The following is a 16,611-nucleotide window of genomic DNA, read 5'->3' as shown; positions in this document are numbered from 1 at the left end:
ACCTCCGTTTCATTAACGTAAATCCTTTGGCAATCCCAATAATCTTTCACCAATCGTATTTCTCTGTACTTCGCTTGTACCTCCGCCAATCGTAACCCCAAAGGATGATAAATATTCTAATTGCCAAAAAGGATTGGCCAGTGCATCTTCTTTCCATAAAACACCCTGATGACCCTGAATGGATACAGCAAACTCAAACAAATCCTTTGTTAATTCACTGCTCATTAATTTATCCATCGAGCTTTCTGCACCAGGATAGCCTCTTTTCATTGAGGTAGTAATATTGCGATAATAGGTTAAAAGTACACCTCGACAACGAGTATAGAGCTCAACCATTTTTTGTCGTGTAAATGGGTCCTTTATAAGCGGTTGGCCATTTTCCTTCAGTTCATTCGTTAGCAACACTAAATCAGAAAATTGCTTCTCCAGAGTGAATATTTGTGCGCCAATTCCAGTTCGTTCATGGAGCATTAAATTAATCATTACCTTCCAGCCCTCATCAATTTCGCCAACAATTTCTTCATCATAAGCAACAGCATCATTAAAATAGACCTCATTAAAATCATGCTTTCCATTCATTTGAATAATGGGACGTACTTCAACACCTGGTTGTTTCATATCTACTAGGAATACCGTAATTCCTTTATGTTTCTTTTCAAAATTCGAGGTTCTCGCAAGTAGAAAACACCGGTCTGCCAAATGCCCATAACTCGTCCAAACTTTTTGTCCATTTATAATCCATTTGTCGCCCTGTTTTACAGCACTCGTTTTCAATGCAGATAAATCAGACCCGGCATTTGGTTCAGAATAACCCTGACACCATACTTCTTCAGCGTTAAGTATTTTGGGGATAAATTTCTCTCTTTGCTCTTCCGTTCCAATATCCATTAAAGTCGGGCCAACCATATGGATTCCAATATAATTAATAAGATGTGGAGCCCCTGCTCTAACCATTTCCTGATGATAGATGATCTCTTCTATAACAGAGGCACTTCGACCGCCATATTTTTCTGGCCAAGCGATGGCAACCCAGCCGCCATCATTCATTTTCTTCTGCCAATTCCTCAAAAATTGAGCTTGTTCTTCTTCATCTTCTGGCAAATTTCGTTTACCTTCGATCCAACCATCAGGTAGATTTTCCTCTAACCATATCCTTAATGTTCGACGGTATTCTTCCTCTTTTTTTGTAAAAGAAAAATCCATTTCATCATCCTCCTTCGGCAATCATCAAGCTCCTCACAAACATAACAACTATAATTTGTATTTTAGTAACATAGGTTTTTTAATACAATGTAGGTTTTTACATAATTTCTTTGTAATGAATTGAAGATTATATACTTGTTATTGCTGGAGAAGGAGGTAATGTAGAAGAAAGTTATAAAACAAAGAGAAGGCAATGCCTTCCCGTATATGAAAATATGAGGATTTTATTTTAAACATCCATAATAATGATGGAAAATATGTTGTGTTTTGACGCTAGGAAGCTTGGTTCAGTGATTTCTTAAGATAACAGGCTAGTTGAAGGCGTAAAATGTCCTCTGCGTCTTCAAACGAGATACAGAGACAATCTTCAATCTTCTTTAATCTTTGGTAAAGTGTATTTATATGGATATACAATTTAGTAGCCGTTTGTGAAGCAGATCGATTCAATTCAAAGTAAGTAATCAATGTTTCTTCGAGTTTGCTGGCTTCATGATGAGGTGTCTGTAAGGGCTCAAATACCTCCTGCAGAAAACGGTTAATTTCTTCTTTGTCTTGATTGATAAATAGCCTGTTTAGTCCAATTTTGGAGTACTCTATTATATCAGGAGCTTCCTTTGAAACAAGATAAGAGAGAGCCATCTCCGCCTCATTATGAGATTTAGCAATCAGGGATAAATCGCTATAAATTGAACTGATTCCTCCGCAGAGTAATCTGCCCTTTTCCTCCTCATTCCACATCACAATGGTTTGTTCTAAAACCTGCAGAATGAAAGTGTATGATTTGGTATCGGGAAGGGAGAAGAGAACGATTACCTTATTATGGTCACCGAAAATGGTTTGAATATAAAACGGTAATTCTTTTTTTAACTGAGCCACTAAACGGTGTATATAGGTGTCTAGCACTTCCTCGTCCTGATTTCCTATATATTGAATGATTACTGAAAAAAACTCCTCCTGTTCCTTAATTCCTAATTCGGTTGCCTTTGACAATAACGTGGTAGAATCTTTGCTCTGCAGCAATTGATAATATAACTCTCGACGATTTTTGTAATAAAACCCGACTAAATTCTTTTTCTTAACCAGTTCAAGTGCAAGGACAGAATATCCCTGTTCTAATGCGATATGGTCCAGCTGACTTAAGGGTTCCTTTATCTCAATAATAAGACAGCCAAGAATTAAATTTTCCGTACGAATTGGATATAGACAATGGGAATCTTGCTCAGATGTAATAATTTTGTATGGTAAACCATCTTCCATGTTTGTAATCGTACGATAAAGATTTTGGTACGTATAAGAATAGGGCAGTTTTTTTCTTTCAGGTATACAGCTATTTTCGATTAGGTCTACAAATATTATTTTTTTTCCTATTATTCTGTTTAGCTCACGAATTACCTTTTTTGCCCCCAAATTCTGCAAGGACAAATTGGTTAGTGTGGAATGAATGTCATCTCGTTTGAGAAGAAGCTGATTTTGATTTTTGATATCGGTAAATAACTTTGCATTTTTAAGCGCTACACCAATTTGAGAAGAAAAGCCTTGCATCAAGTGTAAATCTTGTTCTGTAAGACTCTTACTAGATTTAACCTGGCCAAGGATCATAGCACACTCAATTTCACCATCAACAGCTATAGGTGCTGAAATTAACGATTTGACGTGCCGGGGAAAGTCGTAGGTAGAATCCCAATATTGATTATTTTCTGGAGAAACAGTAGCCATCTTTAATAAAAGCTTAGAAGTATCCTTCACAAGCTCAGGAGTTCCATTCATGAACATTTGTCCAATAGATCCTTCGCCTATTCTATACTTCATTTTCCAAAGTCCGTCCATAACATGGCCAACAGAAGTCTTACAAACGATACGATTTAATTGCCGGTCATATAACCACAAGGTACCTAAGTCAGCGGTTGGTATAACTTCCATCGTATTTTTTAATATCGCAGAAAATATTTCTTCAATATCTAACAAAGAAGTGGTTTGACAGATACTCTCTATGATTTTATCAATCTTATATCGGTTTGAGTTTAAAGCATATTCGCTGTATATAGGATAAAGAAAATAATAGATTAATTCCATTTCTTTTTCTTCAAACTTTGTCGGTTCAGATAAGCAGATGGATACTATGTATTGAGTAGGGTATTTAAAATAAAGATATGTTTTATGGCCCTTAACTTCCTGGATAGATATAACATCCATTATGTCCATATGCAATCGTTCGAAATCGCTTAAATGTTCCTCGCCCTCAATTAAAATAGAATCTGAAGTTTCAGGACTTGATAACCAAATTTGATACGGGCAATGAACACCTTTTTCCTTCAAAAATGCCTGCAAAACATTTTGGTTACTCATATTTCCTCCCCTGGATATAAATTATTTTTAAAAGATATTCACGTATTCTGTCACAGATTGTCTTTCTACATTATAATATTAAATTTCCTATAATGATTAATCAATCTTATTTATATCTAAAAATTCAGAAATATTCTACAAATACTTATCGATAAAGCTTTCTTATATGATAATGGCAAGTAACGTTAATTAAGAAAAGTTGTTAAGTGTACGATGTATAATTTAAATTTAATAGCAAAAAATCTCACAGCACTTTGACTGAGAGATCTTTTTGAATTGCTGAGCAACCATTTATCACCTAATTTAAATGAATCTTCCCTATGCCCTCACATGATAATCTCGCAAAGTGTGTTTTAGCACTTTCCCGCTCGCATTTCGTGGTAATTCTTCCACAAAGACAATTGTCTCAGGAGCTTTATATTTTGCGAGATTTTTTTGACAGTAGGTTTGGATATGCTCTGCTGATAGATGTCGTCCCTCTTTTAGCACAATAAATGCCTTAGGAACTTCTCCATAAACAGGATGAGGAATACCCACTACAGCTGCTTCCAAAATTTCATCCAATTGATATAAAACCTCTTCAATTTCAACTGGATAGACATTTTCCCCTCCACGAATGAGCAAATCTTTTTTTCGATCAACAATATATAACAATCCATTCTCATCTAACCGACCCAAGTCTCCGCTGTACAACCATCCGTCTCTGAGTGTCATGCGAGTTGCTTCTTCATTTTTTAAATACCCTTTCATTACTTGTGGACCTTTAACAATGATTTCTCCGACAGCAAAAGGAGGAACATCCGCTCCATCTTCACTCACGACGCGAACCTGTGTATAGGGCAAAGGCTCTCCAACTGAACCGATTTTTTCTAGTGCATAATGATCTTTTAGGGTTGTTGCCCCTGGAGAGTTTTCTGTTTGCCCATATAGGTTCTGAACCTTTACATTTGGATAATAGGTCTTTAATCGTTTAACGAGCTCATATGGCATAGGGGCCGCTCCGTATGTAAATAACCGTAGATGAGATAAATCAGTCTCTTTCATTTGGGGTGCATTTAATAACGTACTATAAATGGCGGGAACTCCAAAAAAGATCGTGACTTTTTCCCTCTCCATTGCTTTCAAAGTTTGTTCGATTATAAAAGTTTCTTCAATAATGACTGTACCGCCGTTTACGATTGTTGGAATAGAAAAGCAATGACTGGCTGCACAGTGAAATAAAGGGGTGACAATTAGTGTACGATCCTGTGAAGTTGTTTCTAAAGAATGTGCCCAGATTTCAGCAATAGCCCTTACATTCTCCGCTGATAGACATACACCCTTAGGTTTACCTGTAGTTCCTGATGTATAGAAAATAACTGCAGTATCTTCCTTATCAATGTGTTCTTGCTGGAAAGGGATAGAATCATCCTCTAAAACTGCCTCTATGGTGTTTTTTTCGCCAGTTTCAAGAATATCCTTAAACTGTTCCACAGTAGAACTTATTTTCTCTAGTATTGGATTTAAACGAGCATCATAGATAAGGGCCTTTGCTTCAGAATGGCGCATAATATACTCCACTTCTGGAGCCGCCAGTTTTGTGTTGATCGGCAATACAGAAAATCCACCTAGTTGACAAGCGTAATATGCAATTAAAAAGGTGTCCGAATTAAATAAGTAAAGAGCTATGATATCTTCTTTTTGATATCCTTTTTGTTGAAAGAATCCTGCTAGGTTTTTTGCTTTTTGATAAAAGTCTGAGTAGGTTGTCTCATTCCCCTTAAATGAAGTAATCACGCTACTGGGTTTAGTATGCGCATGTTCACGTAATTGTTCAAAAATAAACACTCTAACATCCCCCTTTACTTATTAACTAGTATAAGTATAGCGAGCTTGGAATCATTATATTGTCGATTTATAGTCGTTAAATTTAAATTTGATATAGTTCCCCTTTTTTACGTATATAGAATTCTACATGCCTTTACACGAATCATCTTCCTAAGTTAAAACCTACTATTCCGCCGTAATACTTTCGATTCTTTCGGATGGATAGTCTAATTTTATTTCTAACAATCTATTAGAAATAAAATAAAGATGGTGCATTTATGTCCTCTCCTATTAAACTTTGTTAAATTTTATTCTTCTATACCAATCTTGTAAGCCGTTACAAAAATAATTCCTATTCTCTTTCCTTTACTTGTCAGCAAAAAATAGCTAAAATTGATTTTAATACCTAGTACTAAAAGTTACATATGATAACAGGTATCACATAATTGATTCATATTTTGGGAGGATTTTTTTAATGAAAAGAGAAGAATTAATAGCTCCTCATGTCTATAATTTAACAACGGAAATTGAGCGTTATGCCAATGATTCTGAGAAATTGGCTTTAAAGTGGGAGAATCAGGATGGTCTGACTAGATCAATTACATATAAACAATTAGTCGAAGAAGCTAATAAAATAGGAAATGTATTTGCTGAAGCGGGATTACAAATGGGTGATAAAATACTGGTGATTGTTCCCCGTATAATCGAGGCTTATGCCATCTATATAGCTGCATTAAAATCTGGCATCGTACTTATCCCATGCTCAGAGATGCTCCGTGCAAAAGATTTGGCTTTTAGAATTCAGCATGCTGAAGCTCGAGCGGTAGTCTGTTATGAAAAATTCACAGCTGAAATTGATGCGGTTCCTGACTCAGATAAGCTGATTAAATTCTGTGTTGGTGAAGGTAAAGATCAATGGATTTCCCTAGATGAAAAAGTGAAAACAGCTTCCTCTCAATTTGAAGCAGCCAACACTACCAGGGATGATATTGCTTTGTTATCCTATACTTCCGGCACAACAGGCAATCCAAAAGCAGTTGTACATACTCATGCCTGGGGCTATGCTCATTTAAAAACAGCTGCAAAGAATTGGATGTCTATCAATGAAAATGACCTAGTGTGGGCAACAGCCGCTCCTGGATGGCAAAAATGGGTGTGGAGTCCCTTCCTATCCGTACTTGGAACAGGAGCAACCGGCTTCGTGTATAATGGAAAATTCAATGCGGATACCTTTTTAGCTTTGCTGGATAAGTATCAAATAAATGTTTTCTGCTGTACACCTACTGAGTATCGGTTAATTGTAAAAAGTGAAAATCTAAATACGTACAAATTACCTTATCTCCATAGCGCGATTTCCGCTGGTGAAGCACTAAATACAGAGGTAATAAATGCTTTTTACAATCAGTTTAATGTAACGATTCGCAATGGTTATGGACAAACTGAGAGTACATTATTAATCGGCCAATTAAAAGATATCCCAAATAAGCCTGGTTCCATGGGTAAAGCTACACCGGGAAATATAGTAGAAATTGTCGATGAAAATGGGCAGCTGTGCCAAGCAGGTGAAGTTGGTAATATAGGTGTTCATCTTAGTACACCTGCTCTCTTTAAAGAATATTATAAAGATCAGGAACGTACACTTTCGCAAAGAAAAGGTGAATACTTTATTACAGGTGACCGAGCTTTAAAAGATGAAGAAGGTTTCTTTTGGTTTGAGGGTAGAAGCGACGATATTATTATTAGCTCTGGATATACAATTGGACCGTTTGAGGTGGAAGATGCTTTAATCAAGCATCCTGCCGTGAAGGAATGTGCAGTTATAGGAAGTCCTGATGCGATTAGAGGAAATATTGTTAAAGCCTTTATAGTCTTAACAGAATCTTATAAACAGCATTCAGAAAAAGAACTGATTGCAGAGCTTCAGAGTTTTGTAAAAACGTTAACCGCTCCTTATAAATATCCTAGGAGCATTGAATTTACAGAGACATTGCCTAAAACCACATCAGGAAAGATTCGACATGTACAATTAAGAGAGATGGAACTAAGCAAAGACTGAAAAATATTGACCCGACTTTTAAATAAGTTGGGTTTTTTTTGTCTCTATATAAATAAAAACCGCCACTAAATACAGCGACGGTGTAAAAATTTATTTAGTTTGCGAGACTTTTACGCCTTTTGATACAACTTTGGTTGGATTGATTAAGGTATCAAGTGCTGGGCAATGAGCCTCTATATAATGGATAAATTCCTCGATTTTTTCTTGAGGCTCATTAGATTCCATATGGACGATATAACGAATTTCCTCTAAACCAACTTTTACACCTGGTTTCCCCTGGTAACCGCCCGTGTCTAAATCACCTTCAAGCTCGATCACCAAACGATCATACTGTATTCCCATTTTATCCGCATAGCTTTGAGCCATAATGGTTTGACACGCACCGAGTGATGAAAGAAGGAGCTCCAATGGGTTCATGCCAAGATCCGTTCCTCCCGCTCTTTCCGGTTCATCAATTGTCACCTTATGTCCCCTAGCTTCGACCTCGACCTGTACATTTTTAATTAAAGTTGCTTTTGATTTCAGTGTCGTTTTTGCCATCATCAATCTCCTTTTACACGTAATATATGAAAATGAATTTGGTTCTCTCAAGTAGCTGCTTCGTTAAAATGATACGTTTGTAGATTATGCTTTTCGTTTTATTTCTTTTTGTGGTGCTCCGACTCTTTTCGTATCGTCCCGATTTTCTTATCACTGTGTGTATCCCTGCCATTACGGTTTCGAATAGTTCCGGGTGGGAGCTCATATTCTTTTTCAAAATTACCTACTCTGCAATCGTCACTTGTCTGTTTTGTCAATGTAGATCACCCCTATATAATTTTATATCTGACTATACAGGTTAATACCACGAACTATACGATTCTATTCATCGGATTGAACAGACTGCAAAACAAGGTGCAAACATATGTTCTTTTTATAAAAAAATAGCATATTGTAAAAAATACAGTCATAATCTCTAATTTTACGAGCTTTTGTATAGAAAACTGCCAATGTTCGTGTTTTTCATCATTTTATGAGTGTCCGCTCGGTGAAGCAACCGCACTTATCTTCTCTAAACACGAATGAAACTTTATTAAAAATAAATAAAGTTTGTGTTTTTTATGTGGAATCAATTAAAAATTATTAATGATATTAATCCTTGTTAAGGAAATATAAAGCTTTTAAGTGAATTATCTCAAGATCCCCTTTTGCTTTGCTTCCTCTAACCATTGTGGAAATTCGTTTAATAATTGATCGTACAATTCTTCATCGGACACATCTTCTAAATTATTTAAATGAAAGAAATTTGCATTATCCACATATCGGCCTTCCATTGTATCCAGCTTTCTTAACACATCAAAATTAGAATCTCCTATACCTACAAACTGCCAGAAAATCGGCATTTTCGAAGAATTTGCGATGATTTTTTTAATACCTGATTTACATCCGCCATCATTCATAAATACTAAAAAGACGGGCTCATCTGCTGGTTCTTCTTTCATATATTTATGGATAACATCTTTCATAACTTGTGGTTCGTCATTTCTTCCAAATTTATGTATAGATTGATCATTTACTATCTTGTCGTTGACATAATTGACGAAATCCTTTTCTGAAACAGCAGGCAGCCTGGAAAATTCATTGTCATAAACCCATACATCCAATGAACCGTTATCATCAAATTGGCTGGCTACGGCCAGGATTCTCTCTACTGCTTCCTGGACAACCCCATCACGGTATAAAGCTCGCATGGAACCTGATATATCTAACACAAGTCCAACTCTGGCTACAACGCCCTGTAATTTCTTCTTCTCTAAAACAACCTTAGCAATATTCTTTTTTAATAAAATCGGCTGCATACGTAACTCTCCCTTGTTATTTTTTCTATCTGTACAACAGCATTATTTTGAACCTCTTACCCAGTTCATGCCCCAATTAAAAGCACGATCCATATCCTGATGGCCCTTAAAGTACTCTACTAGTCTTTCCACCTTGAATGTTTCATTGTTAACATTCTCTATCATTGCAATTGCACACATATTTTTGCCGTTCAGATGTTCGTCCAGTTTTACTTCTACATCGGAGCCTCCAGGATACTTCAGAGTTACAACACCGTCTGCCTGAGACCAATTAGCTACTCCTTGGTAAATAAACGCATATACTAAAATTCGTTTAATTTCGGTGACTTTATCTCCGTTAATCCGAAGATTTTCTCCGCCTACGGCACTTCCCGTACGGTCATCAGCATCCAGTTTTATAAAAGGTCTTGCGTTAAAATTCCCAAAAGCATTGCCAAGAGCCTGTACGCAGCCTTTTTCTCCATTTTTCATTTCAAATAAACAACCAAGATCAAGGTCGACATTATTAGACTTACCGAATAAAGCAGACATGAATCCACCGGTTTTAGGCGCACTTTTTTGATTCCAATTGAGGTTTACGAGCAGTTCTCCGAGTGATTGATTCGTACTTTTTGTTAGATTGATATTTTGTCCTTTTTTCTTTAATTCAATTTTATTTAAGTTAACCATTGTATGACACCTTCCTTATTTGTATTTTATTTACATAAATTAATTATATTTTAATTTACAGATTTTAGATAGAATAAGACTCATATTAAGTCGATATTTCAAATGAATCGATAAAAAAGCTAATATTCACTCGAATTACCTGCCAATTGGTGATATAGAATATAAAAAACCCCTATCTACACTATAGATAGGGGTAATCGGTTAGGATTGGGATAGGACGCGTTTCGCATCCTCTCTAATCGTTTCCAAACGTTTTTTATCTTCGATCCGTTGCATGGACTGTTCTTCTTTAACCTTTTTATATTCGTCTATTCCTTTAACAATCGTATCCCACATATTTTCAATGGTATCCATTTTAATACTGGAGCTACCGGAACGCTGAGCAATCTCAATGCTTTGATTCATAATATCGCTAGTGACATCCTTTAACATTTGATTCGTGCGATCTTCAAATGCATTCAATGAATCTGAATGTACTTTTTGACGTTTCGCACTGACCGTATTAATAATGCCCATTTTAAAAATTGGAATCGTTGTAACAAAGGCACTATTAATCTTTGCAACCAAATCATTATTACCGCGTTGCATGGTTTTAATTTGTGGAGCGGCGATGACAGCTACCATTCGGGCTTTTTCTAAATCATCAATTTTTCGTTCTAGTAATTCTTTGACTGTACGAAGATTTTCCAGCTCCATCCGAGCCATTTGGTTGCCTGAATTTACTTGTTGTTCGCATTCAGGGATTAACGTCTGATTTACTTCCTCTAATTTCATTTCAGCAGCTACCACATATTTTTCTAATTCGAAATAATATTCAATATCTTCTTCATATAAGCCTTCGAGATTTTGATTTGTCCGCTTTAATTCATCCTCAATCATCGCAAATTCTCTATGAATTTTATCAAGCTCTCCACCTAATGTTTGATATTTTTTAAAGAGAGCTTCCGTTGTCGCCTTCGCTTTTTTAAACAATTTTGCGATGAAATTAGGTTCTTTCATGATTTCATTTTTATCAAACCGTTTCATTAATTTCTCTAATTGAATTAATAATTCCCCGGATTCATCAATTTTAGAAAGAGCCATCGTGTTCAATATTCTATCTGAAAACTGAGAAAGTCGTTCTGCCGGTGCTCTGCCTAGTGATAATAATTCATTCTGATTGCGCAAATCCATATTTTCTACAATTTGAAGGACCTGTGCTTCATTGCGCAGCTGCATTCTAACTTCATTAGCAGACTGTTCTGTCAGATCTGTATTTTGTTTTATCTGTAATTCATTTACCATTATTTATTTCCCCAATCATTGGAATATTTGTTAATTTGTCTTTTGAGATATCCTTTAAAATATTCTTTTAATAATCTTTTTAATGAATGATTTTTCTTCTTGCTGAAAGTCTGGAATTTCTTGTTCAAAAACAATATCTTCTAGCCAATGGGTATCGTAATGAGATGGTTCTACAAAATTCTCTATATCGGTTTGTCCTGCTGGATTGTATAACACAATATCCACACCAAATTCATTTAAAAAAAGCAGCAGTGCCGCATCCTCACGGGTAAATGTACTGTTAGTTCCCATATTGTATAAAACGATTCTTGGCACATCCTGAGAATAATCAAATTGTTGTAATTGTTTCAGAAAGTCTTCAGGAATTAAGCTCGCTTGTTTAAATAAAAATAATTGCAAATCATACTCTGTTTCATGATTCAGCTTTAGTAATTTAGGATGTTCACAATAATCTTTAATCGTCCAGGCGATGGCCCTTTGGAGCTCAATCGGCAAATGTCCATATCTCCACCAATTTCCTGAAAGCATTTTTTCGGGTGACAGTGTGCCATCTTTATCTAAGGAATGCTGAAAATGAAAATGATAATTGGCTTTTGTCTTTGTCGTGAAAGGAAATTCGCGAATGTTTTTCGAGAGCGGAGAATCCTTGAGTCCCTTCATTTTAGACCAATAATCTTCTCGATCTCGTGAAACGCCATTGATTTTTGTGAATATGACAGGAATGATTACTCGATCCTTATCAATTTTAAATTGCGGCCTAATCATTGCTTTTTCTTTTGCGTATATAAATACATCATCATAGGTCATTCTTAATGTTGTAGATGAAGGTTTGAAATTTCTAAATTGCCAAGGTTTATAAATACCAGACTCATGATCATTTAACATGATTTCAAGCTGTTTGTTGGCCCGATACGCTACAGTCGTTTGCCGCTCTCTTTCTTTCACAGGGAATGGTTCCAGCTTCCCTTTATTCGTATACACATAGGGTAGTGAAAATTCATTTTCCCGATCAAGATCGCTAAAAAAGTCTGTGCCGGCAGGATGCAAAATTAAAACATCACACCCAAATTCCATGAGCAGTAATAAAAAATATTGCTGACTTAGGGATAGGTCTCCGTACCAAACGACTTTCGGAAAATCTGAACCTATTTGGAGGTCTTTAGACCATTTTTCCCAATGGTTTTTAAGCCATTTGATCATATCGATGATAAATCTGCGGAATTCAGGTGAGAGCAAGCCGCTCTTCTGTTTATCATTAAAATGTTCAACCACTTTAATGATTGATATTTGTACATGCCTGTTAATGGTAGAATCCGTATGCTTAGGTATTAAGTTTTTACCATAAAAAATGGCTATCAATCGTTTAATTGATAATCCTTTATTTTCTGTACGGTGTAAGGTTAAAACATCCTGTATAGTTTGGAACACCTGATTATCGATCGTTTTATCCAATTCTTCACTTAACACATGTATATAAGGTTTTTGGTGCATGTCGTATAAAGAGTTAAAGTATTCATCCTCGTCGAGCGGAATACCTAATACTCGGAGACTGATTCTTTGAAAACGAAAAGTTGATTCATCTAAATGAAAGGATGGTCTTGTACGAATAGAAGAAAGAAATAACTCTAACCATTCCGTTGTAGATTTGTTTAATAAGGGTTCTATTTTTATGTAATTCAATATTTAATCTCCTTTCTCTAAGATGATCGTACATTAATATTATATATCTATTTTTTTACAGTTGCGCTAAGAGTTTTGGGAAATCTGCTCTTTTTTTACAAAAAATATAACTTTTGCAGATTATTATACACTCGTAATTAGTCCATTTTTCTATAAACTAAAAAATCTATGATATTTTTGGTCAATTACATAGATTTTTTTTAGGAATCGCTATTCAGTTAGAAATAAAATGGCTAAAAACAATTGAAAGAATGAGCTGTAACCCAATGGGATTGTACTTTATACTCTTACTCCCACCGTGTTACAGCTTTCTTACAGGCTCAGGAGATTTTTAATTAAATCCTCTGTGGAAGCTGCTCCTTTACCTTTTAACCAGTTTATTTTTGGATCGTTCGGTTTGACATCATAAAGCTCTCCATGTTTTAGACTATATCCTTTATCAGCGATTGCGATCATGTCATAGTCCATAAGTGAATCCCCGGCAGCAGTGTGAATATCATAATCCAGCCGCTTTTTTAAATGCTCTACTGCAAAAACTTTATTTAAATTACTTGGCAGTATATAGAGTTTTCTTCCATGCAAAAATGTTCTCCATCCAATTTTGTTTAATTCATCTTCAAAGGATAGCAGTTCATGATGTGGTAGGGTATCTTTATTTACATGGTACATATAGAACAAGGAATCGATATAAAACTCACGCTCAACCCAGGAATCATGACGGATCTTTGCGAAAGTATTTAGCATGTCATGATGTGGAAGTGACGTAACAGAAAGATGGTTTTTTATAAAATCGTCCCACTCAGAGTCAGGCTTTCCATCTACTAAAATAGTTCCGCCATTGCTCACAATCGCATATTTAGGCTTTATTTTCTGTTGAAATACTTCAATTCTTTCATACTGATAAAGCGCTCTTGTCGTTACTGGTACAAATAGATGTTGTTGATTAAATTGTTGTAAAAGGTCAATTGAAGTTTGAGACATATAGGTGATAACCTGATCATCTTTAAATTCGACTGGAGTAATTTGATTATCGATGGGGTGTTTGTCCATCATATTTTTTGAATAGATTAAGGTTCTGTCTAAATCGGATGTAAATAAAATAATAGTAATCCCTTCCTTATACCTCTTTTATAATTCCGCAGCATGTATAGGACATATCCCTGAATTCCTCAACCGGTACATTTCGCTCTTTAGCCAAGAACAAAATATGTGATAAATCATTTGAATGATTAGGATTGATTAGGATTTTCCAGGGTATCCTTCGCAATAAAACACGTGTTGTTTCTCCAACACCTGGTTTGATAAAATGTGTATTGCTAATATTGTAGATATTTTGAATTCTTTCAATAGAATCCATCCCGAGCCACGTTGGTGTTTTATCTTCTTGACGTAATTGTTCTAAGGATTGTTTCACTTGCTCTTCTACTTTTCCAAAATCCTCGCTGATTGTATCCACATAAAAATTCGATAAATCTGCATCCGCTAATTCTTTATAAAACTTTGCACCATGAAAGTCATCCTTACTCATGAATTCATAGTTTAATACAGTACGACTTACTAAGCCTGATACCGTAGAGTTTAGACAAGCGGATGGGATTAAAAAGTCATCTCTTGTTCCATATATATCTACACAATGCCCTGGATCGGCTAACACGGCCAATGAAGGATCAATATAATTCGAGTGAGTTGAATTATATTTCTCGCATGCTTCAGCTAATTCAAACGTAATAGCTCCTTTTCCTGTCCAGCCGTCTATTACCTGAATGTTCGCAAGAGAATGCTGATCAAAAATATAATCAATAGCTGCTTCATCAATGCCTCTGCCACGAATGATAGATATAGAATAATGAGGAACATTGATTTGATATTTAAAAGCGTAATAACGTTTAATCAACACTCCAATTGGTGTTCCAGCTCTTGCTAAGCTGACTAAAACTAAGTTTTCCATTCCTTTACGTTCAATAATTTGTTCGGCCACTGTTCCAATAGCCACAGCTAGACGCTCAGAATATTTTTTTAAAGTATCATGAAATAAATTTATATATTCTTTTGGAGGATGATATTCGATAGGGAGCATTTCCGAATAGTGTATACCGGATTGGATTAAACTTTCTCTTTCTTCCGTTTTGGTTTCAAAAACGTAATCACTAATATCTCTTAATAAAAAAATGGCATCATCTTCGTTGTAGCTTCCCATTTGATCCGGTATGAGTTTTGGTTTAAGCATAAAATCCCTCCTGGTTGTATAGTGGAGCAGTATTTAACTATAAAAGTATGAAAATATATTTGATATCTAACAGTTCTAGTCCAATTAGAAAGAAAATGGTTGATATGAATTCCTTACTGATTCATTTCCGTCATAGTGATGATTGTAATAAGATTAATCCCAGTTTGTTTTAATGCCGATAGTATGGAATTTAATGATTCATGAGATGAGTTTCTTTCAATAAATATAAATATCTCGTCATAGCGGTTGATTTCAATATTATATAAGTAATTTACGACCCCTTTATTTTCAGGACTATCGAAAGTGAATTTATTATGAATTAAGTAATCACTCTTTTTTAAAGAGTATATTGGACTTCGAGTAGTAGATTGAAAATAAACGTCACTCCCCATGGACGAAGCAATCATCATAGGTATATACATAAATTCCCCGGTACCTATAGCCAAGGTTCTCTTACCTTTGCGATGCTGTTTCAAAATACCGCCTATCTCTTCAAAAATAGGAGAAAAACTTCTTTCTTCTTCTATATCCAAACCAAATCGCCCTGTAGCCTGTGAATAAGGAGAAGCATTTAGAGACTCATCTGTATTAATAGAAGTAAATTGATTAAAGTGCTGGTCTTTAAAATAATGATGGATAGGTATATATGAAATGTGTTGCTCAGAAGTTTGATTAGGAGCAGCAAGCTGGTCCTCCAGCTTTAAATCAGGTTGACCATTAATCGATATTGTTCCATCCATTAAAGACACTGGATGTATGGTAATCCCTAATTCTTTTTCTAATTGTTGATATTGAGCACGATGCTCAGCTGTGCGCCAATCCAAAATTGATATCAAAGTAAATACCTTTTTAGATGGATAAACAGAATTGATTTTTCGGATAATGTTGATTGCTGTTTTACCCGTCGTTATTTCATCATCCACTAATACAATTTCTTGATCGTTATCAAAAAAAGCAGGGTCACTTGAATAGACATAATGGCTGCTGGCATGAGAATGTTCTTCTTCGAAATTAATGATTGATGGAATTTCAGCTATTTTTTCTCTGGTTGTGTGTATGTATTTTGCATGTTTATCAAAGGAACTAAAAACCGCATGACCCAATGCTGTAGCCGTCTCAGCAAAACCAATTATGGTTAGTGGCTTTGGTAGTTTGATTGGATTCTCTTTTACTAAAAGCAAGGTATCCTCAATGCATTCACCAGTTTTTATAGCTTCAGCTATTTTTGCTGCACGCATATCTTTTTTGCCGTAAACGACTTCTAAATATCGTAGGGATAATAAATGACCAATCAGTAGAGGGATTTTAGGGTTAACAGCTAGATGTTTGCCTAAAACCGTACTTACGAACAAAAAATTTCGCTTCTTATTGATGCGAGTCGCCATTTTAAATAAATGATGTGTTTCGAAATCATATGGATTATGAAACACTTCAATTCCAACTGTTAAATCATCCAGTATTGGGTGCGTTACTTCTTTTATATTCACTCTCGTTGCTGTCAT

General features: G+C 35.5%; 12 protein-coding genes and 1 pseudogene. 1 reads left to right on the top strand and 12 read right to left on the bottom strand.

Annotation, left to right across the window (positions count from 1 at the left end; genetic code table 11):
• Nucleotides 1–12 precede the first annotated feature (12 nt).
• The 3 genes from AC4D4B_RS09435 to AC4D4B_RS09425 all read right to left on the bottom strand — a co-directional run bounded on the left by AC4D4B_RS09435 (nucleotide 13) and on the right by AC4D4B_RS09425 (nucleotide 5,376).
• Nucleotides 13–1,203: an acyl-CoA dehydrogenase family protein gene (locus tag AC4D4B_RS09435; protein WP_490999782.1), complete on the bottom strand. Its 1,191-nt coding sequence runs from the start codon at nucleotides 1,201–1,203 to the stop codon at nucleotides 13–15.
• A gap of 273 nt (nucleotides 1,204–1,476) precedes the next feature.
• Nucleotides 1,477–3,549, bottom strand: a complete 2,073-nt coding sequence (locus AC4D4B_RS09430) for a helix-turn-helix domain-containing protein (RefSeq protein WP_490999781.1) — start codon at nucleotides 3,547–3,549, stop codon at nucleotides 1,477–1,479.
• A gap of 318 nt (nucleotides 3,550–3,867) precedes the next feature.
• Entirely contained in the window at nucleotides 3,868–5,376 is a 1,509-nt protein-coding gene (locus AC4D4B_RS09425; RefSeq protein ID WP_490999780.1) for a class I adenylate-forming enzyme family protein, read from the bottom strand.
• A 454-nt stretch (nucleotides 5,377–5,830) separates the two neighbouring features.
• Here AC4D4B_RS09425 and mbcS point away from each other — a divergent pair, with 454 nt between their 5' ends.
• Entirely contained in the window at nucleotides 5,831–7,411 is a 1,581-nt protein-coding gene (mbcS, locus tag AC4D4B_RS09420) for an acyl-CoA synthetase MbcS (RefSeq protein ID WP_490999779.1), read from the top strand.
• Between the two features lie 90 nt (nucleotides 7,412–7,501).
• Here the strand turns inward: mbcS and AC4D4B_RS09415 are convergent, their stop codons facing one another.
• The 9 genes and pseudogenes from AC4D4B_RS09415 to AC4D4B_RS09375 form a co-directional block, all read right to left on the bottom strand.
• Entirely contained in the window at nucleotides 7,502–7,951 is a 450-nt protein-coding gene (locus tag AC4D4B_RS09415) for an OsmC family protein (protein WP_490999778.1), read from the bottom strand.
• A 98-nt stretch (nucleotides 7,952–8,049) separates the two neighbouring features.
• The gene (locus AC4D4B_RS09410; protein WP_490994517.1) at nucleotides 8,050–8,208 is read right to left on the bottom strand and encodes a hypothetical protein; all 159 of its coding nucleotides are present in this window, start codon (nucleotides 8,206–8,208) and stop codon (nucleotides 8,050–8,052) included.
• 372 nt (nucleotides 8,209–8,580) lie between these two features.
• A complete protein-coding gene (locus tag AC4D4B_RS09405) occupies nucleotides 8,581–9,249 on the bottom strand; it encodes a vWA domain-containing protein (protein WP_490994516.1) in 669 nt (222 codons plus the stop codon).
• Between the two features lie 42 nt (nucleotides 9,250–9,291).
• A pseudogene (locus AC4D4B_RS09400) lies at nucleotides 9,292–9,915 on the bottom strand (TerD family protein); the annotation flags it as partial.
• 204 nt (nucleotides 9,916–10,119) lie between these two features.
• Nucleotides 10,120–11,202, bottom strand: a complete 1,083-nt coding sequence (locus AC4D4B_RS09395) for a toxic anion resistance protein (RefSeq protein ID WP_490999777.1) — start codon at nucleotides 11,200–11,202, stop codon at nucleotides 10,120–10,122.
• A 54-nt stretch (nucleotides 11,203–11,256) separates the two neighbouring features.
• Complete coding sequence (locus tag AC4D4B_RS09390; protein ID WP_490999776.1) at nucleotides 11,257–12,882, bottom strand: YceG family protein; 1,626 nt, start codon at nucleotides 12,880–12,882, stop codon at nucleotides 11,257–11,259.
• A gap of 312 nt (nucleotides 12,883–13,194) precedes the next feature.
• Nucleotides 13,195–13,983, bottom strand: coding sequence for an HAD family hydrolase (locus AC4D4B_RS09385; RefSeq protein WP_490999844.1), 789 nt, complete (start codon nucleotides 13,981–13,983; stop codon nucleotides 13,195–13,197).
• 16 nt (nucleotides 13,984–13,999) lie between these two features.
• On the bottom strand, nucleotides 14,000–15,109 hold the full coding sequence (locus tag AC4D4B_RS09380) for a cysteine protease StiP family protein (RefSeq protein WP_490999775.1): 1,110 nt from the start codon (nucleotides 15,107–15,109) through the stop codon (nucleotides 14,000–14,002).
• Nucleotides 15,110–15,222: 113 nt separating this feature from the next.
• On the bottom strand, nucleotides 15,223–16,611 hold the full coding sequence (locus tag AC4D4B_RS09375; protein WP_490999774.1) for a phosphoribosyltransferase family protein: 1,389 nt from the start codon (nucleotides 16,609–16,611) through the stop codon (nucleotides 15,223–15,225).

It is taken from the genome of Pradoshia sp. Z6_59 (assembly GCF_058267515.1).
This window is presented reverse-complemented; position numbering and strand designations above follow the sequence as displayed.

Coding starts and splice junctions, on each gene's coding strand:
- AC4D4B_RS09405 (WP_490994516.1), bottom strand. CDS start 9,249: ATGCAGCCGATTTTATTAAAAAAGAATATTGCTAAGGTTGTTTTAGAG.
- AC4D4B_RS09430 (WP_490999781.1), bottom strand. CDS start 3,549: ATGAGTAACCAAAATGTTTTGCAGGCATTTTTGAAGGAAAAAGGTGTT.
- mbcS (WP_490999779.1), top strand. CDS start 5,831: ATGAAAAGAGAAGAATTAATAGCTCCTCATGTCTATAATTTAACAACG.
- AC4D4B_RS09435 (WP_490999782.1), bottom strand. CDS start 1,203: ATGGATTTTTCTTTTACAAAAAAAGAGGAAGAATACCGTCGAACATTA.
- AC4D4B_RS09375 (WP_490999774.1), bottom strand. CDS start 16,611: ATGACAGCAACGAGAGTGAATATAAAAGAAGTAACGCACCCAATACTG.
- AC4D4B_RS09380 (WP_490999775.1), bottom strand. CDS start 15,109: ATGCTTAAACCAAAACTCATACCGGATCAAATGGGAAGCTACAACGAA.
- AC4D4B_RS09415 (WP_490999778.1), bottom strand. CDS start 7,951: ATGGCAAAAACGACACTGAAATCAAAAGCAACTTTAATTAAAAATGTA.
- AC4D4B_RS09395 (WP_490999777.1), bottom strand. CDS start 11,202: ATGGTAAATGAATTACAGATAAAACAAAATACAGATCTGACAGAACAG.